Below are 17,014 nucleotides of genomic sequence, written 5' to 3' on the forward strand. Positions count from 1 at the left end.
CCCATCGTCTATCGTGACCGGGTGAAGATCGCGCTCATGGACTCCGGAATCGGTCTGCTGGCGGCCACCGCAGCGGTACGGCGCCTGCGACCCGACGCCGATCTCGTGCTCTCCCTCGACCCCGACGGCATGCCCTGGGGACCCCGCACGCCACAGGACCTCACCGAGCGCGCCCTGGCCGTCGCCGAGGCGGCCGCCGCGCACCGTCCCGACGCGCTCATCGTCGGCTGCAACACCGCCACCGTGCACGCCCTGACCGCCCTGCGCGCCCGCTTGGAGCCCGCCCTGCCGGTCGTCGGCACGGTCCCGGCGATCAAGCCGGCCGCAGCGGGCGGGGGACCGGTCGCCATCTGGGCGACGCCCGCCACCACCGGCAGCCCCTACCAGCGCGGGCTCATCGAGAACTTCGCCGACGGCGTCGACGTCGCCGAGGTGCCCTGCTGGGGACTCGCGGAGGCAGTGGAACGCGCCGACGAGACGGCCGTCGACATCGCCGTCGCCGCCGCGGCGGCGCTGACACCGGACGACGTCACGACCGTCGTGCTGGGCTGCACCCACTACGAACTGGTCGCCGAGCGCATCCGCGCCGCCGTGCAGCGCCCCGGCCTGCCCCCGCTCGCCCTGCACGGTTCCGCCGGGGCGGTGGCCGCCCAGGCGCTGCGGCGGATCGGCGCGCGTCCCGACCCGGCGACCACGCCTCTCGGCACGGTGACGGTGCTGCTGAGCGGCCGCGAGGGCGCGTTGCCGGCAGCCGCCCTGGCATACGAGGAAGGCCGCCTGCTCGCGGCCGCCAGCCCCGTACGGTGACCGCCGGTCACTGCCGGAAGCTGTCGGTCCGCACCGAGCCTTGCCCTCGTTCGTCACTGTGTGCGACCCCCTACCCGCTCAGCGAAACCTGAGTAGTCTCAATGACATGAGGCACCACCCCCACGGCAAGCGCACCTCGCACCCCGACATCTGGACGGGCCGGGCGACCAACCGGGTCCAGTGGTTGCTCGCGCTCGTCGGCGCCGCCTGCCTGGCGCTCGGCATCCAGCTGGCCGTCGCTTCCGCGTGGACGGACGAGGGTCTGGCGCCGCTGGTGATGTCCGTGGTCGGCTGCATCGCCGCCGGTCTGCTGGTGCTGTTCGGCACGCTCGCCTTCGTGCACGTCGCCCTGCGGGTGGACAAGGAGTGCCTCGAAGTGCGCTGCGGCCACATCGGGGTGCCGCGCCGCCGTATCCCGTTGTCGCAGGTGGCAGGCGCGGAGTTCGTGCCGCACGTCACCCCGCGCCAATGGGGCGGCTGGGGCTACCGCTGGCGGCCCGAGAAGGGCACCGCGGTCGTCGTGCGACGCGGCGAGGGCCTGGAACTGCGGCTGTGGGACGGCCACACGTTCACGATCACCGTGGACGACGCGGAGGCGGCGGTCCGGGTCATCAAGGAGCGCCTGCGGCCGACCACGCCGGGGGCCGTGCGCTGAGGCCGATGGCCGCCGTGAGCGGCTGCCCGGTTCACGACGCCGGCGCGGCGTGGCGGCCTCGCGGACAGCGTGGCGAGGATCACGGCACCGGGCGATCCGTGGGCAGGACGTCCTGCTGGTGCGTCGGCTCCTCCACCAGCGGTCGTGCGGTGGCCAGCCCCGCGAGCAGACCGGCTCCCGCCGACACCGCCGTGAAGCTGAGCGCGTTGCCCACCGCGGCGATGGCCGCGAGCGCCGTCAGTGCCGCGCCCGCGCTCAGCGCGACCGGCGTCGGCCGCGCGGTGCGCCACAGCGCGTACAGCAGCCAGCAGAAGGCCGCCGCGAGCAGCGTCACTCCAATGGCCCCCTGTTCGGCCGCCTGCTGAAGCACCGCGGAGTGCGGCTTGCCGTCGGACAGCGGCGCCACCGCCGAGGTCGCGCTGAGCTCCCCGAACCGCCCCGGACCGACCCCCAGGGCGGGGTCCTGGCGGGCCATCGACAGCGCGTCGCGCCACAGCTCCACGCGGTGCCCGGTCAGCGGACCCTCCAGGGCCGAGGCGAGCCCCGCGGGCAGCACGCCGCTCGCGACCGCCCAGTTCAGGCCGGTCACCGACGCCGCCACCGCGGCCAGGCCGGCGAGGCCGATCCACGGTGACCCATGCGCCCGGCCGCCAGCGAGCAGAGCAGGACTCCGGCACAGGCGACGACCCCGGTGATCGTGCCGAGCACGGCCGCGGTCGCCACGATGCCGGCCGCCGGCGCCCACAGGGCCGGACGCAGCGCCGGTACGACCGTGGACCAGGCGGCGCAGCACGCGGCGCCGGTCGCGAGCGTGAGCAGGGCGGCCGTGGCGCCTGCGTGTCCCAGCGGCACACCGGGCGGCGGCCCCGGGGAAAGGGGCGGAACGGTGATCGTCAGCACTGCTCCCGCCAGCGCGCCCGTCAGGGGCGCGGCGACCGGCGCGATCGCCCCGCAGATGCGGCCCGCGGCGTAACCGGCCGTGACGGCAAGCACCACCAGCAGCACGCCTTCCGGGCGTCCGCTTGGACGGCCGCCGTGATCAGCGACCAGAGCGCACAGGCGCCGAGCGCGACGACACCCCGCCGCGTCGGAGGCGCTGCGTCTTCCGCCGTCGGCCTGCGCATCGGCCAGACGTCACTCCCGTGGACCCCACCCGTCCCCTCGCCACCGGCCGTTCTCCCGACCTGTACGGGCCCGGGCCGTCCCGCCACGCGACCTGGGCTCGGCCACACCGTAACGGCTTGTGGGCAGTTTGTGGATATGTGTCGGCGACTTGTGCAGAAACGATGCGGCGGCGGCGTCCGGAGCGTCCCGACCGCGTTGTCGGCTGCGCGGCGGGCCGCCGTAGACTCCCGGAGTGACCGTCACCGCAACCTCCGTGGACGAGTCGGACGCCCCCACCCCGCGAACCGCGCCCGAGTCGCGCACCGCGCGGTCGCTGCGCCGCCTCGTCCCGGCCGCCGCCGCGGCGCTCTCCGGAGTGCTCCTCTACGTCAGCTTCCCGCCGCGCACCCTGTGGTGGCTGGCCCTGCCGGCCTTCGCCGTCTTCGGCTGGGTGCTGCGCGGCCGGAGCTGGAGGGCGGCCCTGGGTCTCGGCTACGTCTTCGGCCTCGGCTTCCTGCTGCCGCTGCTGGTGTGGACCGGCGTGGAGGTCGGTCCCGGCCCCTGGCTCGCCCTGGTGGTGATCGAGGCGATCTTCGTCGCCCTGGTGGGCCTGGGTGTCGCGGCGGTGTCCAGGCTGCCCGGCTGGCCCGTGTGGGCGGCCGCCGTGTGGATCGCCGGTGAGGCGGCACGCGCGCGCGTGCCCTTCCACGGCTTCCCCTGGGGCAAGATCGCCTTCGGGCAGGCGGACGGCGTCTTCCTGCCGCTGGCCGCGGTCGGCGGCACACCGGTGCTCGGCTTCGCGGTGGTCCTGTGCGGCTTCGGCCTGTACGACGTCGTGCGCCTGGGCCGGAAGGCGCGGCGCACGCGCGCGGTACGGCGGGGTGGGGCGGCCGTGGCGCTGCTCAGTGTGGCCGTGCCGTTGATCGGTGCCTTCGCGGCGCGTTCCCTGGTGAGCGACCGGGCCGAGGACGGCACCACCACCGTCGCGGTCGTCCAGGGCAACGTGCCGCGTGCGGGACTCGACTTCAACTCCCAGCGGCGGGCCGTACTCGACTACCACGCGCGCGAGACCGAGCGCCTGGCGGCCGAGGTCGAGGCGGGCAAGGTGGCCAAGCCGGACTTCGTGCTCTGGCCCGAGAACTCCTCGGACATCGACCCCTTCGCCAACCCCGACGCCTACGCGGTGATCGACGGGGCGGCCAAGTCGATCGGTGTGCCCATCTCGGTCGGCGGTGTCGTCGAGCGCGACGGCAAGCTCCTCAACGAGCAGATCCTGTGGGACCCGCAGAAGGGGCCCGTCGACACCTACGACAAACGGCAGATCCAGCCGTTCGGCGAGTACCTGCCGCTGCGCTCGGTGCTCGACATGATCAACGAGAGCTGGACGTCGATGGTCCGCCAGGACTTCAGCCGGGGCAGCGAGCCGGGCGTGTTCGCCATGGACGGCGCCACGGTCGGCCTCGTCACCTGCTACGAGGCGGCGTTCGACTGGGCCGTGCGCTCCGAGGTCGTCGACGGCGCGCAGCTGATCTCCGTGCCGAGCAACAACGCGACCTTCGACCGCAGCGAGATGACCTACCAGCAACTCGCCATGTCCCGCGTCCGCGCCGTCGAGCACAGCCGGACCGTCGCGGTTCCGGTGACCAGCGGCGTCAGCGCGATCATCATGCCGGACGGGACGATCACCCGGCGGACCGGCATGTTCGTCGCCGACTCGCTGGTCCAGGAGGTGCCGCTGCGCTCCTCCCAGACACCCGCGACCCGGTTCGGCATCCTGCCGGAGATCGCCCTGGTGCTGGTCGCGGCGGGTGGCCTCGGCTGGGCGATCGCCACCGGCGCGCGCGGACGGCGCGCCGGTGACGTCTAGCGGTACGCCCGCCGTACTCTCCCGGAAACCGTCCGGGACCGCGGAAACCGCCCGTTAGGGTCGCCCCATGGCCACTCCTGACTTCATCCGCACCCTGCGGGCGTCCGCCGGGCACCAGCTGCTGTGGCTCCCCGGGGTCACCGCGGTCGTCTTCGACGACGACGGCCGTGTGCTGCTGAACCGCCGCTCCGACACCGGACGGTGGTCGCTGATCGGCGGCATCCCGGAGCCCGGGGAGCAGCCCGCCGCCTGCGCCGTGCGGGAGGTCCACGAGGAGACCGCGGTGCACTGCCGGCCCGAGCGGGTGGTGATGGTCCAGGCGCTGAAGCCGGTCACGTACGACAACGACGACATCTGCCAGTACATGGACATCACGTTCCGCTGCCGGGCCGTCGGCGGCGAGGCACGCGTGAACGACGACGAGTCGCTGGACGTCGCGTGGTTCGACGTCGACGCCCTGCCGGACCTCCACGAGTTCGGGCTGCAGCGGATCAAGCAGTCCCTGTCGGACTCCCCCACATGGTTCGACCCCACGGCTTTTTGAAGAAGTATGGGGGACGACCACATGGGTCGGGGGGCGAGGGCTGCCTAGGGTCGGTCCCATGACCGCGTCCCGTGCCCTCCCGGGCCCCCACGCCCCTCTGCTCGACCTCGGCGGCCGCACGGCCCTCGTCACCGGCGCCGCCAGCGGCATCGGCCGTGCCTGTGCCCTGCGGCTCGCGGCCGCCGGCGCCAAGGTCAGAGCGGTCGACCGGGACGACGCCGGCCTGGAGGCGCTGGCCCAACACGCGGCGGGCCTGCCGGGCAGCCTCGAACCGCGCGTCCTCGACCTCACCGACCTGGACGCCGCCGAGGCCGCGGCCGCCGGCACCGACGTGCTGGTGAACAACGCCGGACTGCAGCTGGTCCGGCCCATCGAGGACTTTCCGCCCGAGGTCTTCCACACCGTGCTCACCGTCATGCTGGAGGCGCCCTTCCGGCTCATCCGGGGGGCGCTGCCGCACATGTACGGGCAGGGCTGGGGCCGTATCGTGAACATCTCCTCGGTGCACGGCCTGCGCGCCTCGGCCTTCAAGTCGGCGTACGTGGCCGCCAAGCACGGCCTGGAGGGGCTCTCCAAGACCGCCGCCCTGGAAGGCGCAGCGCACGGTGTGACCTCGAACTGCGTGAACCCCGGCTATGTGCGCACGCCCCTGGTCGAGAAGCAGATCGCCGACCAGGCCCGGGCGCACGGCATCCCTGATGAGCGAGTGCTGTCGGAGGTCATGCTGCAGGACAGCGCGGTCAAGCGGCTCATCGAGCCCGAGGAGGTCGCGGAGGCCGTGGCCTACCTGTGCGGACCCCAGGCGTCCTTCATGACCGGTGCGTCGCTCGTTCTCGACGGCGGCTGGACCGCGCACTAGTTCGACCCGTGTCCGGGGTGCCCGGAGTTTTCCACAGGGCTGACGGGGCGGCCCGGCGATGAGGAATCCTGTGACCATGTCCCGCGATCACGTGCAGTCCGCCGAGCGCCCCACCGGCGACCCCGAGGCATTCCTGGACGGTGCCGAGGCGCCGTTCCTGGAGCTGCTGGCCCGTGGTGCGTCCGCCGACGCCTACGAGCAGCCCGTGCTGCTGGCCCGCGCCCAGGGCCGGCCGCCATCGTGGATAGCGGCGCTCGAACACGCCAAGCTGCTCGCGCTGCGCGTGCGGTCGGAGCTGGAGGGGCGGCGGCGCCGGGAGGCCGAGCTGTCGGCGCTCTTCGAGACCGCCCACGACCTGGCCGGACTGCGTGACCTGGACGCCGTGCTGCAGGCGATCGTGCAGCGCGCCCGATCGCTGCTCGGCACCGATGTCGCCTACCTCAGCCTGAACGACCCGGCCCGCGGCGACACCTACATGCGGGTGACCGAGGGCTCGGTCGCGGCCCGCTTCCAGCAGCTGCGGCTCGGCATGGGGGAGGGCCTGGGCGGCCTGGTCGCGCAGACGGCCCGGCCGTACGTCACCGACGACTACTTCAAGGACGACCGCTTCCAGCACACCGACGCCATCGACACGGGTGTGCGTGACGAGGGCCTCGTCGCCATCCTCGGCGTGCCACTGATGCTCGGGCACCACGTGATCGGCGTGCTCTTCGCCGCGGACCGGCGCGCCCGGGTCTTCGAGCGGGAGCAGATCGCGCTGCTCGGCTCCTTCGCCGCCCTGGCCGCCGCCGCGATCGACACCGCCAACCTGCTCACCGAGACCCGCTCGGCGCTCGCCGGCCTGGAGCGCGCCAACGAGATCATCCGCGACCGCAGCGGCGTGATCGAACGCGCCTCCGACGTGCACGACCGGCTCGCCGAACTGGTGCTGCGCGGCGGCGGGGTGCACGACGTGGCCGCCGCCGTCTCCGAAGTCCTGGACGGCACGGTCGAATTCACCGACGCCACCGCGGCACCCGCGCAGGCCCTGGAGGCCTTCCGCACGGAAGGACACGCGGTACGGCACGGCGACGACTGGATCGCCGCCGTCGCCGCCGGCGGTGAACTGTTCGGCGCGCTGGTGCTGCGCGGCCATCCCGGCCTCGACCCCGTCGACCAGCGCACCCTGGAGCGCGCCGCGATGGTCACCTCGCTGCTGCTCCTCGCCCGGCGGTCCGCCGCCGAGGCCGAGCAGCGCGTCCGGGGCGAACTCCTCGACGACCTGCTCGACGCCCGCGACCGTGACCCGCGCCTGCTGCGTGAACGCGCAACCCGGCTGCACGCCGACCTCGACGCCACCCATGTCGTCCTCGCCGCCCGCCTCGACGGCCCCGCGGCCGACGCCGAGCAGGAGGCGGACGCCCGACGGCGGCTGTGGTCCGCCGCGTCCCACCTCGCCGCCACCCGGCACGGCCTGGCCGCCGCCCGTGACGGCGGCACTGTCCTGCTGCTGCCCCTGGACGCCGGTGACACCGCGACGGGCCTGGCCCGCCGCGCCGCCCGGCAACTGGGCACGGCCGTCCACGAGGCGGTCACGGTGGGCGCGTCCGCGCCGGTCGAGGACCTCACCGCCCACCCGGACGCGGTCGCCGCCGCCTATGACGAGGGACGGCGCTGCCTGGACGCCCTGCGCCTGCTCGGGCGCGCAGGGGACGGCGCCGCCGCCGAGGACTTCGGCTTTCTCGGCCTGCTGCTGGCCGGGGACCGGGACATCGGTGGCTTCGTCGACCGCACGATCGGCCAGGTGGTCGCGTACGACGAACGCCGGGGCACCGACCTGCTGCGTACGCTCGACGCCTACTTCGCCTGCGGGATGAGCCCGGCCCGCACCAAGGACGAACTCCACGTCCACGTCAACACGGTGGCCCAGCGTCTGGAGCGTGTCGGCCGCCTCCTGGGCGACGACTGGCAGACCCCCTCGCGCGCCTTGGAGATCCAGCTCGCCCTGCGCCTGCACCGCTTGGCGGCCTCCCCGATACGCACCTGACCCCCGCACGCACGCGGCGTACGGGGGCCCGGGCGGGCGGGTCAGACGGTGTGCGCGTCGGCTGCCTTGACCGTCGAGGACGCCGTGCCGGTGTCAGGATCGAAGTCGGCCAGATCCCGGTGACGGGTCTCCTTGGCCACCGCGACGGCGACGACCGTGAGGAGCGCGGCGGCGATCACGTACAGGGCGATCGGTGTCGAGCTGTCGTACTCGGACAGCAGGGCGGTGGCGATCAGCGGGGCCGGGGCCCCCGCCGCGACGGAGGCGAACTGGGCGCCGATCGAGGCGCCGGAGTAGCGCATCCGGGTCGCGAACATCTCGGAGAAGAAGGCGGCCTGCGGGGCGTACATCGCCCCGTGCAGCACGAGGCCCACGGTCACGGCGAGGATCAGGTTGCCGAAGCCGCCGGTGTCGATGAGCGAGAAGAACGGGAACATCCAAAGGCCGACGCCGACCGCGCCGATCAGATAGACGGGACGGCGGCCGATCCGGTCGGAGAGCGCGCCCCAGAGCGGGATCACCGCGAAGTGCACGGCCGACGCGATGAGTACGGCGTTGAGGGCGGTCTGCTTGGAGATGCCGGCGGCGGTGGTGGCGTAGACGAGGATGAAGGCGGTGATGACGTAGTAGCTGATGTTCTCGGCCATGCGGGCGCCCATCGCCACCAGGACGTCACGCCAGTGGTGGCGCAGCACGGCGACCAGCGGCATCTTCTCGGTCTGCGCGGTGCGGTCGGCCTTGCGCGCCTCGGCCTGCGCGAGCGCCTGCTTGAACACGGGCGACTCGTCGACGGACAGCCGTATCCACAGGCCCACGATCACCAGCACACCGGAGAGCAGGAAGGGAATCCGCCAGCCCCAGTTGTTGAAGGCGCTCTCGGACAGGACGGCGGTCAGGAAGGACAGCACACCGGTGGCGAGCAACTGCCCCGCGGGCGCGCCGGTCTGCGGCCACGACGCCCAGAAGCCGCGGCGTCGGGCGTCGCCGTGCTCCGAGACCAGCAGGACGGCGCCGCCCCACTCACCACCGAGCGCGAAGCCCTGTACGAGCCGCAGCACCGTCAGCAGGACGGGCGCCGCGCTGCCGATCGTGGCGTGCGTGGGCAGCAGGCCGATCGCGAAGGTCGCGCCACCCATCAGCAACAGGCTCAGCACCAGCAGCTTCTTGCGCCCGAGCCGGTCGCCGTAGTGCCCGAAGACCAGCGCGCCGAGCGGCCGGGCCGCGAAGCCGACGGCGTAGGTCAGGAACGACAGCAGCGTGCCGACGAGCGGGTCGGAGTCCGGGAAGAACAACTGGTTGAACACCAGCGCGGCGGCGGAGCCGTAGAGGAAGAAGTCGTACCACTCGATGGTGGTGCCGATGAGGGACGCGGCGACGATGCGCTTGAGGTTGTTCTGGGCTGGTGGAGCGGTTGCGGGCGACGACATCGGCACCACTTCCTGGGGTGTGACGGGGACGTTTGCGTGTCGCCACACCGTAGGAATCCGCAGGTCAGGCGCACATGTGGCGGGGCAACATAGTTCGGGGGTTGGCTATGCGTGTGGCCACCATGCCGGCTCGTGGAAAGGCGGTTGAGGGGATCGATGGTGGTCGAAACGGGTGCCGTCCGGGACGAGTAGTTCAGGGTGATTCGATGGTGCGGTGCTGACTCCCGTGCTGACTTGGGCACTCAGGTAGGCGCCGTTCCTGCGGGAGACGTAGGCCTTGTCAACGCGCACCCGGCTCGGCCGGGGTGCGCGGTCTACCGAACCTCAGCCGGAGCACTCTGATGCGGCCCAGGACGACCTCGGACCGCGGGGAGTCCCCGCGCTGCCCGACCGTGATCGCGACCGCGCCGCGAACAAAGGTCATCTCACGGCCGAGATCCACTTTCGACACACGCCTCAGGCGCCGTGCGTGCCCAGGACGTCGAAGGTCCCGCTGATGCGGTACCAGGGGCGACCGGTGAAGGCCGAGGCCCCGCCCCGCCGTTCGTTCTCCCGGAGAACGCTGCCCCGGGGCCCGACTCCGGTGCTTGATCAAACGGCTCGGTCGACTTGCACGTTCCCGCCAGGCCGCCGGGCAACTTCAGGCCCTGTCTTCGGTCGTGACCGGGGGGCGGTGTACGCAATTGTCAGGCGTACGGTCAGTGGTGGCTCTCGGTGAATGAACTGGCCCTGCACTTGGCGGGGCTGCGCCAGCCGGGGGCCTGACCGAGGCCCGTGCAAGCGCCGGCACCGGGTCGCCGCGGCTCCGGGTCCGGAGGGCGGCGCCCGTTCCGGCTCACTGCTCCAGGAACTCGGTCAGTGCCGCCAGCAGCCGCTCGACGTCCTCCAGGTCGTTGTAGGGGGCGATCCCGATGCGCAGGCCGCCGGTGTCGCCGAGGCCCAGGTGGCGGGAGGTCTCGATGGCGTAGAAGTGGCTGGAGGGGGCGTGGATGTCGCGGGCGGCGAGGAAGCGGTAGGCGTCGGCGGTGTCGCGGTGCTCGAAGGTGAGCAGGAGGGTGGGGGTGCGGTCGGCGGCCCGGGAGTGGAGGGTGACGCCCGGGAGCGCGGCCAGGTCCTTGTCGAGCTGGGTGCGCAGGGTGCTCTCGTGCGCTTCGAGTGCGGCGAAGGAGGCGGCCAGACGTTCGCGCCGGGTGCCTGCGGCGTTCGGGTCGAGACCGGACAGGAAGTCGACGGCGGCATGGGTACCGGCGAGCAACTCGTAGGGCAGGGTGCCCAGTTCGAAGCGCTCGGGGACCGCGTCGCTGGAGGGCAGCAGCTTGTCGGGGTGCAGGGTCTCCAGCAGTGCGGGCCGGGCGGCCAGGACGCCGTGGTGGGGGCCGAGGAACTTGTACGGGGAGCAGACGAAGAAGTCCGCCCCCAGCGCCGGCAAGTCGACCAGCGTGTGCGCGGTGTAGTGGACGCCGTCGACATGGGCGAGCGCTCCGGCCTCGTGGACCAGACGGCAGATCTGGGCGATCGGAGGACGGGTGCCGATCAGGTTGGAGGCAGCGGTGACCGCGACGAGGCGCGTGCGGTCGGACAGGACGGCGCGGATGTCGTCGGGGGTCAACTCCCCGGAGGCGGGGTCGAACCCGGCCCAGCGCACGGTGGCGCCGGCCCGCTCCGCGGCCTGCACCCAGGGGCGGACGTTGGCGTCGTGGTCGAGGCGGGTGACGACGACCTCGTCGCCGGGCGCCCACGAGGCGGCGAGGGTGCGGGCGACGTCGTAGGTGAGCTGGGTGGCGCTGCGCCCGAAGACGATCCCCTCCGGGGCCGCGCCCAGCAGGTCGGCCATGGCCCGGCGCGCCCCCGTGACGACGGTCTCGGCGTTGCGCTCTCCCAGGGAGTACTGCCCCCGGTTGGACAGGGGCCGCGACAGGGCGTCCGCGATCGCGTCGATGACGGGCTGCGGCGTCTGTGTGCCCCCGGGCCCGTCGAAGTGGACGGTCCCGGCGGCGAGCGCGGGGAACCGGGAGCGCAAGGCGGCAATGTCGTACGTCAACGTCGTAGCTCCTGTCGTGGTCCGGGCCAGGGCACGAGTCAACCTCATCGGTCCGGCCGAAGCGAGATCGCCTCGGCGCCCACCCCTGTCGCGGAGTCGGCATCTGCGGTCGCTCCTGATGACGCAGCCCGACAACGCCGCAGGAGAGGCCCGGGGCTGCCGTCAGCACCGCTCACCCCGTCGACGCCCACAGCCGCCGGGTACCGAGTCCCACGACGTCCAGGGCCAGTTCGGCGTACATGGCGTTGGCCCAGGAGAACCATGGACGGGTGAAGCGGCGGGGGTCGTCCTTGTGGAAGGACTCGTGCATGGCGCCGGTGCCCGCGTCGGTGGCGATCAGGGTGCGCAACGCGTCGATTCTCTCCGTCTCGTCGGTGCTGGTGAGTCCCCGCACGGCGAGGGCGATCGGCCAGATGTGCTCCGCGGGCGTGTGAGGACTGCCGATGCCCTCGGCCGCCGTGCCGCGGTGAAAGGTCGGGTTGGCCGGCGAGAGCGCGAACCGCCGGGTCGCGAGGTACAGCGGATCGGTGACGGGGACGTTCGCGACCAGGGGCAGCGAGAGCAGTCCTGGCATGTTGGCGTCGTCCAACATCAGCGCGTTGCCGTAGCCGTCGACTTCGTAGGCGTAGATCAGGCCGAACTCGTCGTGGTGCACGGTGCCGTGCCGCACCACGGCCTCGCGCAGTTCCGCCGCCAGCCGGCCGGCGTCCTCGGCGAGGTCCGTGTCGTGGACGTGCCGTGCCAGTTCGGCGGCGCCGTCGAGGGCGGCGGCGGCACACAGGTTCGCGGGCACGTTGTACCCGTAGCGGCATGCGTCGTCGCTGGGCCTGAACCCGCTCCAGGTCATCCCCGTGCGGTCGACGGGTGTTCCGCGTCCCGCGTTCGGCAGCGTGTCGCTCGGAGGGCCGGAGCGGCGCAGGAAACGGTAGGGGGAGAGGCGTTCGTGGTCCTGCTCCGTCCGCCACACGGAGATGACGGTGCGAACCGTCCGCAGCGCCTCGGCCAGGTGGTCGGTCCGTCCTGTCGCCGCCCAGAAGCGTTGGGCCAGCAGGAGGGGGAAGGCGAGCGAGTCGACTTCGTACTTCTGCTCCCACACCCACGGGTCGTCGCACAGGTCCTCGGGGTCGTGCGCCCGCCCGGAGGGCTCGGCGTTGAAGGCGTTGGCGTACGGATTGCGGGCGATCTGCCCGAACTGACGGCGCAGCACGGCGAGCACGAGGTCCTGCAGCGCCGGGGCGTCCCGCAGGAGCGCGAGGTAGGGCATCATCTGCGTCGAGGAGTCGCGCAGCCACATGGCGGGGATGTCGCCCGTCACGACGAAGGCGGTGCCGTCGGGCATCGGCCGGATGGTGCGGGCCAAGGTGTCGTCCAGGCAGCTCACCAGTGTCTGCCCGAAGCGTGGGTCGCCGAGTCCGTCGAGGAGCCGCACCGCCTGCTGGACGGTCGGATGGTCCTGGACACTGGCCGGATACTGCATGGTCAGCCCTTCGGTGGGTCGGTCGTCTGCCGGGCCCCCGCCGTTCGGTCGGAGCCGGTGGGGCCCTTGGTGACTGTTGACTGTTGACTGATGACGGGTGTGACTGGTGTGACGGGTGACGGCCGGTCAGGATCAGGCAGGCGCCGGGACGCGGTGGACTCCGCCCGTCGGCGGCCGGCGCGGACCGCCGTGCCGCCGCGTCGGCGCCGGATGACGCGACGGGGGAGCCGCGACCGCAGGGCGGCCAGGAGGAGGGATGACGGGCGAACGGCGGTGTCGGGTCAGGAAGAGCCCGGCGAGCCGCACACGCCGTCCCGGCCGTCGCCGCCGGACACGCCGTGGCGGACGATGCGCGTGGGGACCGTGACGCGGCGGGAGGCCGGCGGTGCCGCGTCGTCGTGTTCGAGGCGGTCGATCAGCAGCCGCGCCGCCTGACGGCCGATCTCGTCGGCGTCGTAGGAGACGAGCGTCAGGGGCAGCCCGAGGACGTCGGACAGGTCGAAGTCGTCGAAACCGGCGAGCGGGAGCGTCGTGCCCGCTTTGTACAGCGCCCGGATCGCGCCCTGGCTGATGCGGTTGTTGGTGCAGAACAACGCGGTGGGGCCCTCGGCCTGCCCGAGGAGGTCGAGGGTCGCCCGCTCGGCCGTCGCGGAGTCGACCAGGCCCTGGCGGATGAGGGCGCTGTCCGGCTCGCTGCCGATCTCCTCGTGCGCGGCCCAGAAACCACGCAGCCGCTCTGCACCCGTGTAGAGCGCCGGGGGGTTGCCGAGGAAGGCGATGCGGGTGTGTCCCTCGGCCAGGAGACAGGCGGTGGCCTCGCGGGCGCCGTGGAAGTCCTCCACCAGGACGCAGTCGGTGTCCAGTCCCGCGGGGGGCCGTGCGGCCAGGACGACCGGGACATGCCGCATGGCGTCGGCGAGGTGCTGTTGCCGGCTGCCGGCCGGGACCACGATCAGCCCCTCGACCTGGTGGTCGACGAGCCCGTTGACCAGTTCGGGTTCCTGCCCGGCCTGCTCCGCGGAGTTGCTCAGCAGCATGCGGAAGCCGTACTTCGTCGCGACTTCCTGCACGCCGAGCGCGAGGCGCGAGTAGAACGGGTTGGCGAGGTTGGTGACGACGAGGCCGATCATGCCGCTGCCGCCGAGTCGGAGGCTGCGCGCCGTCTGGTTGCGGCGGTAGCCCAGTTGGTCGACGGCCGCGAAGACGCGCTCGCGGGTCGCTTCGGAGACCCCGGGGTCGTTCTTGAGCACCCGAGAGACGGTCATGGCACTGACCTGCGCGACCTTGCCGACGTCGTGCATGGTCGGCCCTCCGCCGCGGCGAGCGGTCATGGCCGTGCCCCTTCCTCTGCTTGCCTGCTCCGGCGCCTCGGTCCTCACGGGGCGCCCGGTGGGTTGCGGGCCCAATGAGCGGCCCCTATCAAGGGTGCCTCCGCGGGCTGCCGGGCCGGGAGAACAGGTACGTCGGTTCGACCGGCCACGGCCAGGCCCGCGGTGAGCGCAGGATGCACCAGGTGCCACGACCGGGCCATGGAGCCACCGATGACGACCGCGGTGGCACCGAAGCGGTCGAGCCACGGGCTCAGGGTCAGGCCGAGGGCGTCGAAAGCGTAGCGGAACGCCTCCATCGCGGCGGCGTCACCCTCGTCGGCCCGCGCCGCCACCTCGTGGACGTCGAGGAGCCGTCGTCGGTCCGCACCGCCCGCGAGCCGCGCGTAGTGGGCGCGGATGCCGCGGCGCGACACCGTGTCCTCCAGCGGCCTGCCGTGCAGGGTCAGCCGGTGCACGTGCCCGCTCGGCGGTACCCGGTCGCCAGTGTGCACCGGCCGTCCGGCGGACAGGAACGAGGAGCCGATGCCGGTGCCCAGGGTCAGGCAGACGACACGGTCGTGACCGGCGGCGGCCCCCGCGCCGTACTCGCCGAGGGCGAAGGCGTCCGCGTCGTTGAGGAAGGACAGCCGCTGCGCGCGGCCGCCCAGCCGCCGGCGCAGGCCGGCCCCGACATCGACACCGGACAGCGACTCGAACTTGCCCACGCCGGTGAAGCGGCCGACACCGGTGGCGTAGTCGAACGGCCCCGGCATCGCCACCCCCCACCGCGGATCGTGCCCGGCCGGCAGGGCGAGGGCGGCCGTGGCGATGTCGTCGAGGATGCTGTCGGCGGCCGCGTGGGAGCTCAGGGGCCTGCGGATCACCGTGGAGGGGACGGGACGGCCGCTCACCGGGTCGACGACCGCCGCGGTCACATGGGTACCGCCGACGTCGAGGACGGGGACCGGCGCGCAGGTTCGCTGCGCGGAGGCGACGCTCACGGCTCGACCACCAGCGCCTTGACGATGCGTACCTCGCCCTCGCCGAGCGCGCGGACGCGGTACGGCCCGACCGCGGCCGGGACCGTGAGGGTCTCCGCGAAGGCCAGGGAATGGGTGCGTCCGTCGTGGGTCTCGACGACGGCGCCCTCGCCCGCGGCGACGTTGAGGATGTGGAAGCGGCCCGCGGTGTCGTCGGGGGCGTCGGCGCCCCGGGCCAGGACCAGGCGGTGGACCGCGTAGAACATCTCGGGCAGTGCGCCGACGACCTCCTCGCGCCAGCCCTCGCCGTCGCGCAGCGTGCGGGGCCGCTGGATCAGGTCCTTCGTCACGTCCTCCCCCCGCCGGGCCGTGTCCAGGTTGGCGAAACCGTGATCATAGGGCAAGGGCCGGGAAGCGCCGGCGGCGTCCTTGCGCAGCCAGTCGTAGAACCGCAGGGAGTACAGGTACGGAGTCGCGCTCACCTCCAGCACCAGGTTGCCCGCACCGGAGGCGTGCGGAGTGCCCGCCGGGATCATGAACAGCTGTCCCACCGTCGCCGGATGCGACTGGACGTGGTCCTCCACGGGCATCGGGCGGCCGTGCGCGATGGCGTCCTCGACCTGGCGGCGCATGACGGCGGGATCGGCGTCCTCGGTGAGGCCGAGCAGGACCCGGGCATCGTCCTCGCAGGCCGTCACGTAGTACGTCTCGTGCTGGGTGTACGGCCAGCCGAACACTTCGCGCATGTACTGCTCCCGCGGGTGCAGATGCAGGGACAGGTTGCCGCCCCCCATCGTGTCGAGGTAGTCGAACCGGATGGGGAAGGACGTGCCGAAGCGGCGGTGCACGTCGACACCGAGCATGTCCTCGGGGTGTCCGACGCACAGCAGTTGGAACGGGATCTCGACCTGTGGCCCGCCCTTCTCACCGACGAGGACGCCGGCTTCGGGGGCGATCAGTTCGTAGCCGAGGGCCGTGTTGCCGGCCTGCGGGGTGAAGCCCAGTTCGCTCGCCGCCCACTGGCCGCCCCACGGGGTGGAGTTGAAGTACGGTCGCGTCCGCACCGGCCCCCGGGCCAGATGCGCCAGGGTGGCGCGCAGGGACGCGCCGTCCAGCGAGGCTGGGGCAGCCGGATCCTGGGTGTCGATCCACCGGTCGACGCGTCCCGCGAGCGCGTCACGGTGCCGGTCCAGCACGGGCCAGTCGGTGTAGAACAGCCGCACAAGAGACCCCGGTTCGGCAGGGCTCCCCAGGTTGGTGCCGAGGGGCAGCTCTCCCCGCGAGACGGCCGCCTCGGCGTACCGCTTGGGCAGGTCCGCGTACCAGAGCACATCCGGCGCGCACCGTGACGAGCCCGGCCCGTACACCACCGACACCGCGTTGCCCGTGGGTCGTTCGGGTCGCGGGACCGAGTCGAACAGGTCCGGGACGGTCGCCTCGGACAGCGGGGTGAAGAAGGTGTCGTCGGCGGGGACCGGCTGCGCGGTCAGCCGCTCGCCGGCGGACGGCGCGTAGTGGCCGCGGACGTCCAGCAGGTCCACAGCGCGGCCCGCCGAGCGCACGGCCGCCGCCAGACCGTCGGCCAGCGCGCCCCAGTTCAGGGCGGCGGGGCCGTCGACGGCCAGCACGAGCGGCCCGTGCGGCAGACCGGCGACCGCGGCCGGCCAGCCGGCGGTCACCTCCGCGCCGACCGGCGGGTAGCTCGGATGGGGGTCGTAAGAACGGGACGCGGGCACATCTGCTCCTTGCTGGACTCATGGGCTGCGAGTTAACGATAACAGTGCCTGACTCAAGGCGTCCATGCTTGCTTGTCGCTCCGTGAGTGGTCACATCATGCTTCTGATCTGGATGTTCTGGATCTGCGGCGAGTATGGATGGATTCTTTGCCCCGGAACCCTTGCTAGCTCCGGAATGGTG

At 72.8% G+C, this 17,014-nt stretch carries 12 protein-coding genes and 1 pseudogene; 6 read left to right on the forward strand and 7 right to left on the reverse strand.

The window, feature by feature from the left end:
- The first annotated feature begins 21 nt into the window (after nucleotides 1–21).
- Complete coding sequence (locus AB0O67_RS00265; RefSeq protein WP_365443575.1) at nucleotides 22–807, forward strand: aspartate/glutamate racemase family protein; 786 nt, start codon at nucleotides 22–24, stop codon at nucleotides 805–807.
- Nucleotides 808–913: 106 nt separating this feature from the next.
- On the forward strand, nucleotides 914–1,462 hold the full coding sequence (locus tag AB0O67_RS00270) for a hypothetical protein (RefSeq protein ID WP_365443578.1): 549 nt from the start codon (nucleotides 914–916) through the stop codon (nucleotides 1,460–1,462).
- Between the two features lie 79 nt (nucleotides 1,463–1,541).
- On the opposite strand, the pseudogene AB0O67_RS00275 reads toward AB0O67_RS00270, so the two are convergent.
- Nucleotides 1,542–2,586 (reverse strand): annotated as a pseudogene (locus AB0O67_RS00275) (O-antigen ligase family protein).
- 233 nt (nucleotides 2,587–2,819) lie between these two features.
- Here AB0O67_RS00275 and lnt point away from each other — a divergent pair.
- The 4 genes from lnt to AB0O67_RS00295 all read left to right on the forward strand — a co-directional run bounded on the left by lnt (nucleotide 2,820) and on the right by AB0O67_RS00295 (nucleotide 7,862).
- Nucleotides 2,820–4,433 (forward strand): apolipoprotein N-acyltransferase, encoded by a 1,614-nt coding sequence (gene lnt / locus AB0O67_RS00280; protein ID WP_365443581.1) that lies wholly within the window; start codon nucleotides 2,820–2,822, stop codon nucleotides 4,431–4,433.
- Between the two features lie 67 nt (nucleotides 4,434–4,500).
- Complete coding sequence (locus AB0O67_RS00285) at nucleotides 4,501–4,977, forward strand: NUDIX domain-containing protein (RefSeq protein ID WP_365443584.1); 477 nt, start codon at nucleotides 4,501–4,503, stop codon at nucleotides 4,975–4,977.
- Between the two features lie 58 nt (nucleotides 4,978–5,035).
- Nucleotides 5,036–5,836 carry a 3-hydroxybutyrate dehydrogenase gene (locus tag AB0O67_RS00290; RefSeq protein WP_365443587.1) on the forward strand — a complete coding sequence of 267 codons (801 nt, stop codon included), beginning with the start codon at nucleotides 5,036–5,038 and terminating at the stop codon, nucleotides 5,834–5,836.
- A 76-nt stretch (nucleotides 5,837–5,912) separates the two neighbouring features.
- Complete coding sequence (locus AB0O67_RS00295; protein WP_365443590.1) at nucleotides 5,913–7,862, forward strand: GAF domain-containing protein; 1,950 nt, start codon at nucleotides 5,913–5,915, stop codon at nucleotides 7,860–7,862.
- Between the two features lie 41 nt (nucleotides 7,863–7,903).
- Here the strand turns inward: AB0O67_RS00295 and AB0O67_RS00300 are convergent, their stop codons facing one another.
- From AB0O67_RS00300 to AB0O67_RS00325, 6 genes are all read right to left on the reverse strand, one after another.
- Nucleotides 7,904–9,289: an MFS transporter gene (locus tag AB0O67_RS00300; protein WP_365443593.1), complete on the reverse strand. Its 1,386-nt coding sequence runs from the start codon at nucleotides 9,287–9,289 to the stop codon at nucleotides 7,904–7,906.
- Nucleotides 9,290–10,124: 835 nt separating this feature from the next.
- Nucleotides 10,125–11,330: a cysteine desulfurase-like protein gene (locus AB0O67_RS00305; RefSeq protein WP_365443596.1), complete on the reverse strand. Its 1,206-nt coding sequence runs from the start codon at nucleotides 11,328–11,330 to the stop codon at nucleotides 10,125–10,127.
- A gap of 172 nt (nucleotides 11,331–11,502) precedes the next feature.
- Entirely contained in the window at nucleotides 11,503–12,807 is a 1,305-nt protein-coding gene (locus AB0O67_RS00310; RefSeq protein ID WP_365443599.1) for a glycoside hydrolase family 125 protein, read from the reverse strand.
- Between the two features lie 281 nt (nucleotides 12,808–13,088).
- Nucleotides 13,089–14,138 (reverse strand): LacI family DNA-binding transcriptional regulator, encoded by a 1,050-nt coding sequence (locus AB0O67_RS00315; RefSeq protein ID WP_365443602.1) that lies wholly within the window; start codon nucleotides 14,136–14,138, stop codon nucleotides 13,089–13,091.
- Between the two features lie 44 nt (nucleotides 14,139–14,182).
- Nucleotides 14,183–15,118: an ROK family protein gene (locus AB0O67_RS00320; protein WP_365443605.1), complete on the reverse strand. Its 936-nt coding sequence runs from the start codon at nucleotides 15,116–15,118 to the stop codon at nucleotides 14,183–14,185.
- Nucleotides 15,115–16,833 (reverse strand): class I mannose-6-phosphate isomerase, encoded by a 1,719-nt coding sequence (locus AB0O67_RS00325; protein WP_365443608.1) that lies wholly within the window; start codon nucleotides 16,831–16,833, stop codon nucleotides 15,115–15,117. The genes AB0O67_RS00320 and AB0O67_RS00325 overlap by 4 nt, the downstream gene beginning before the upstream one ends.
- Nucleotides 16,834–17,014 lie beyond the last annotated feature (181 nt).

The organism is Streptomyces sp. NPDC086077, from assembly GCF_040686175.1.
In the GTDB taxonomy this organism is placed as follows: domain Bacteria; phylum Actinomycetota; class Actinomycetes; order Streptomycetales; family Streptomycetaceae; genus Streptomyces.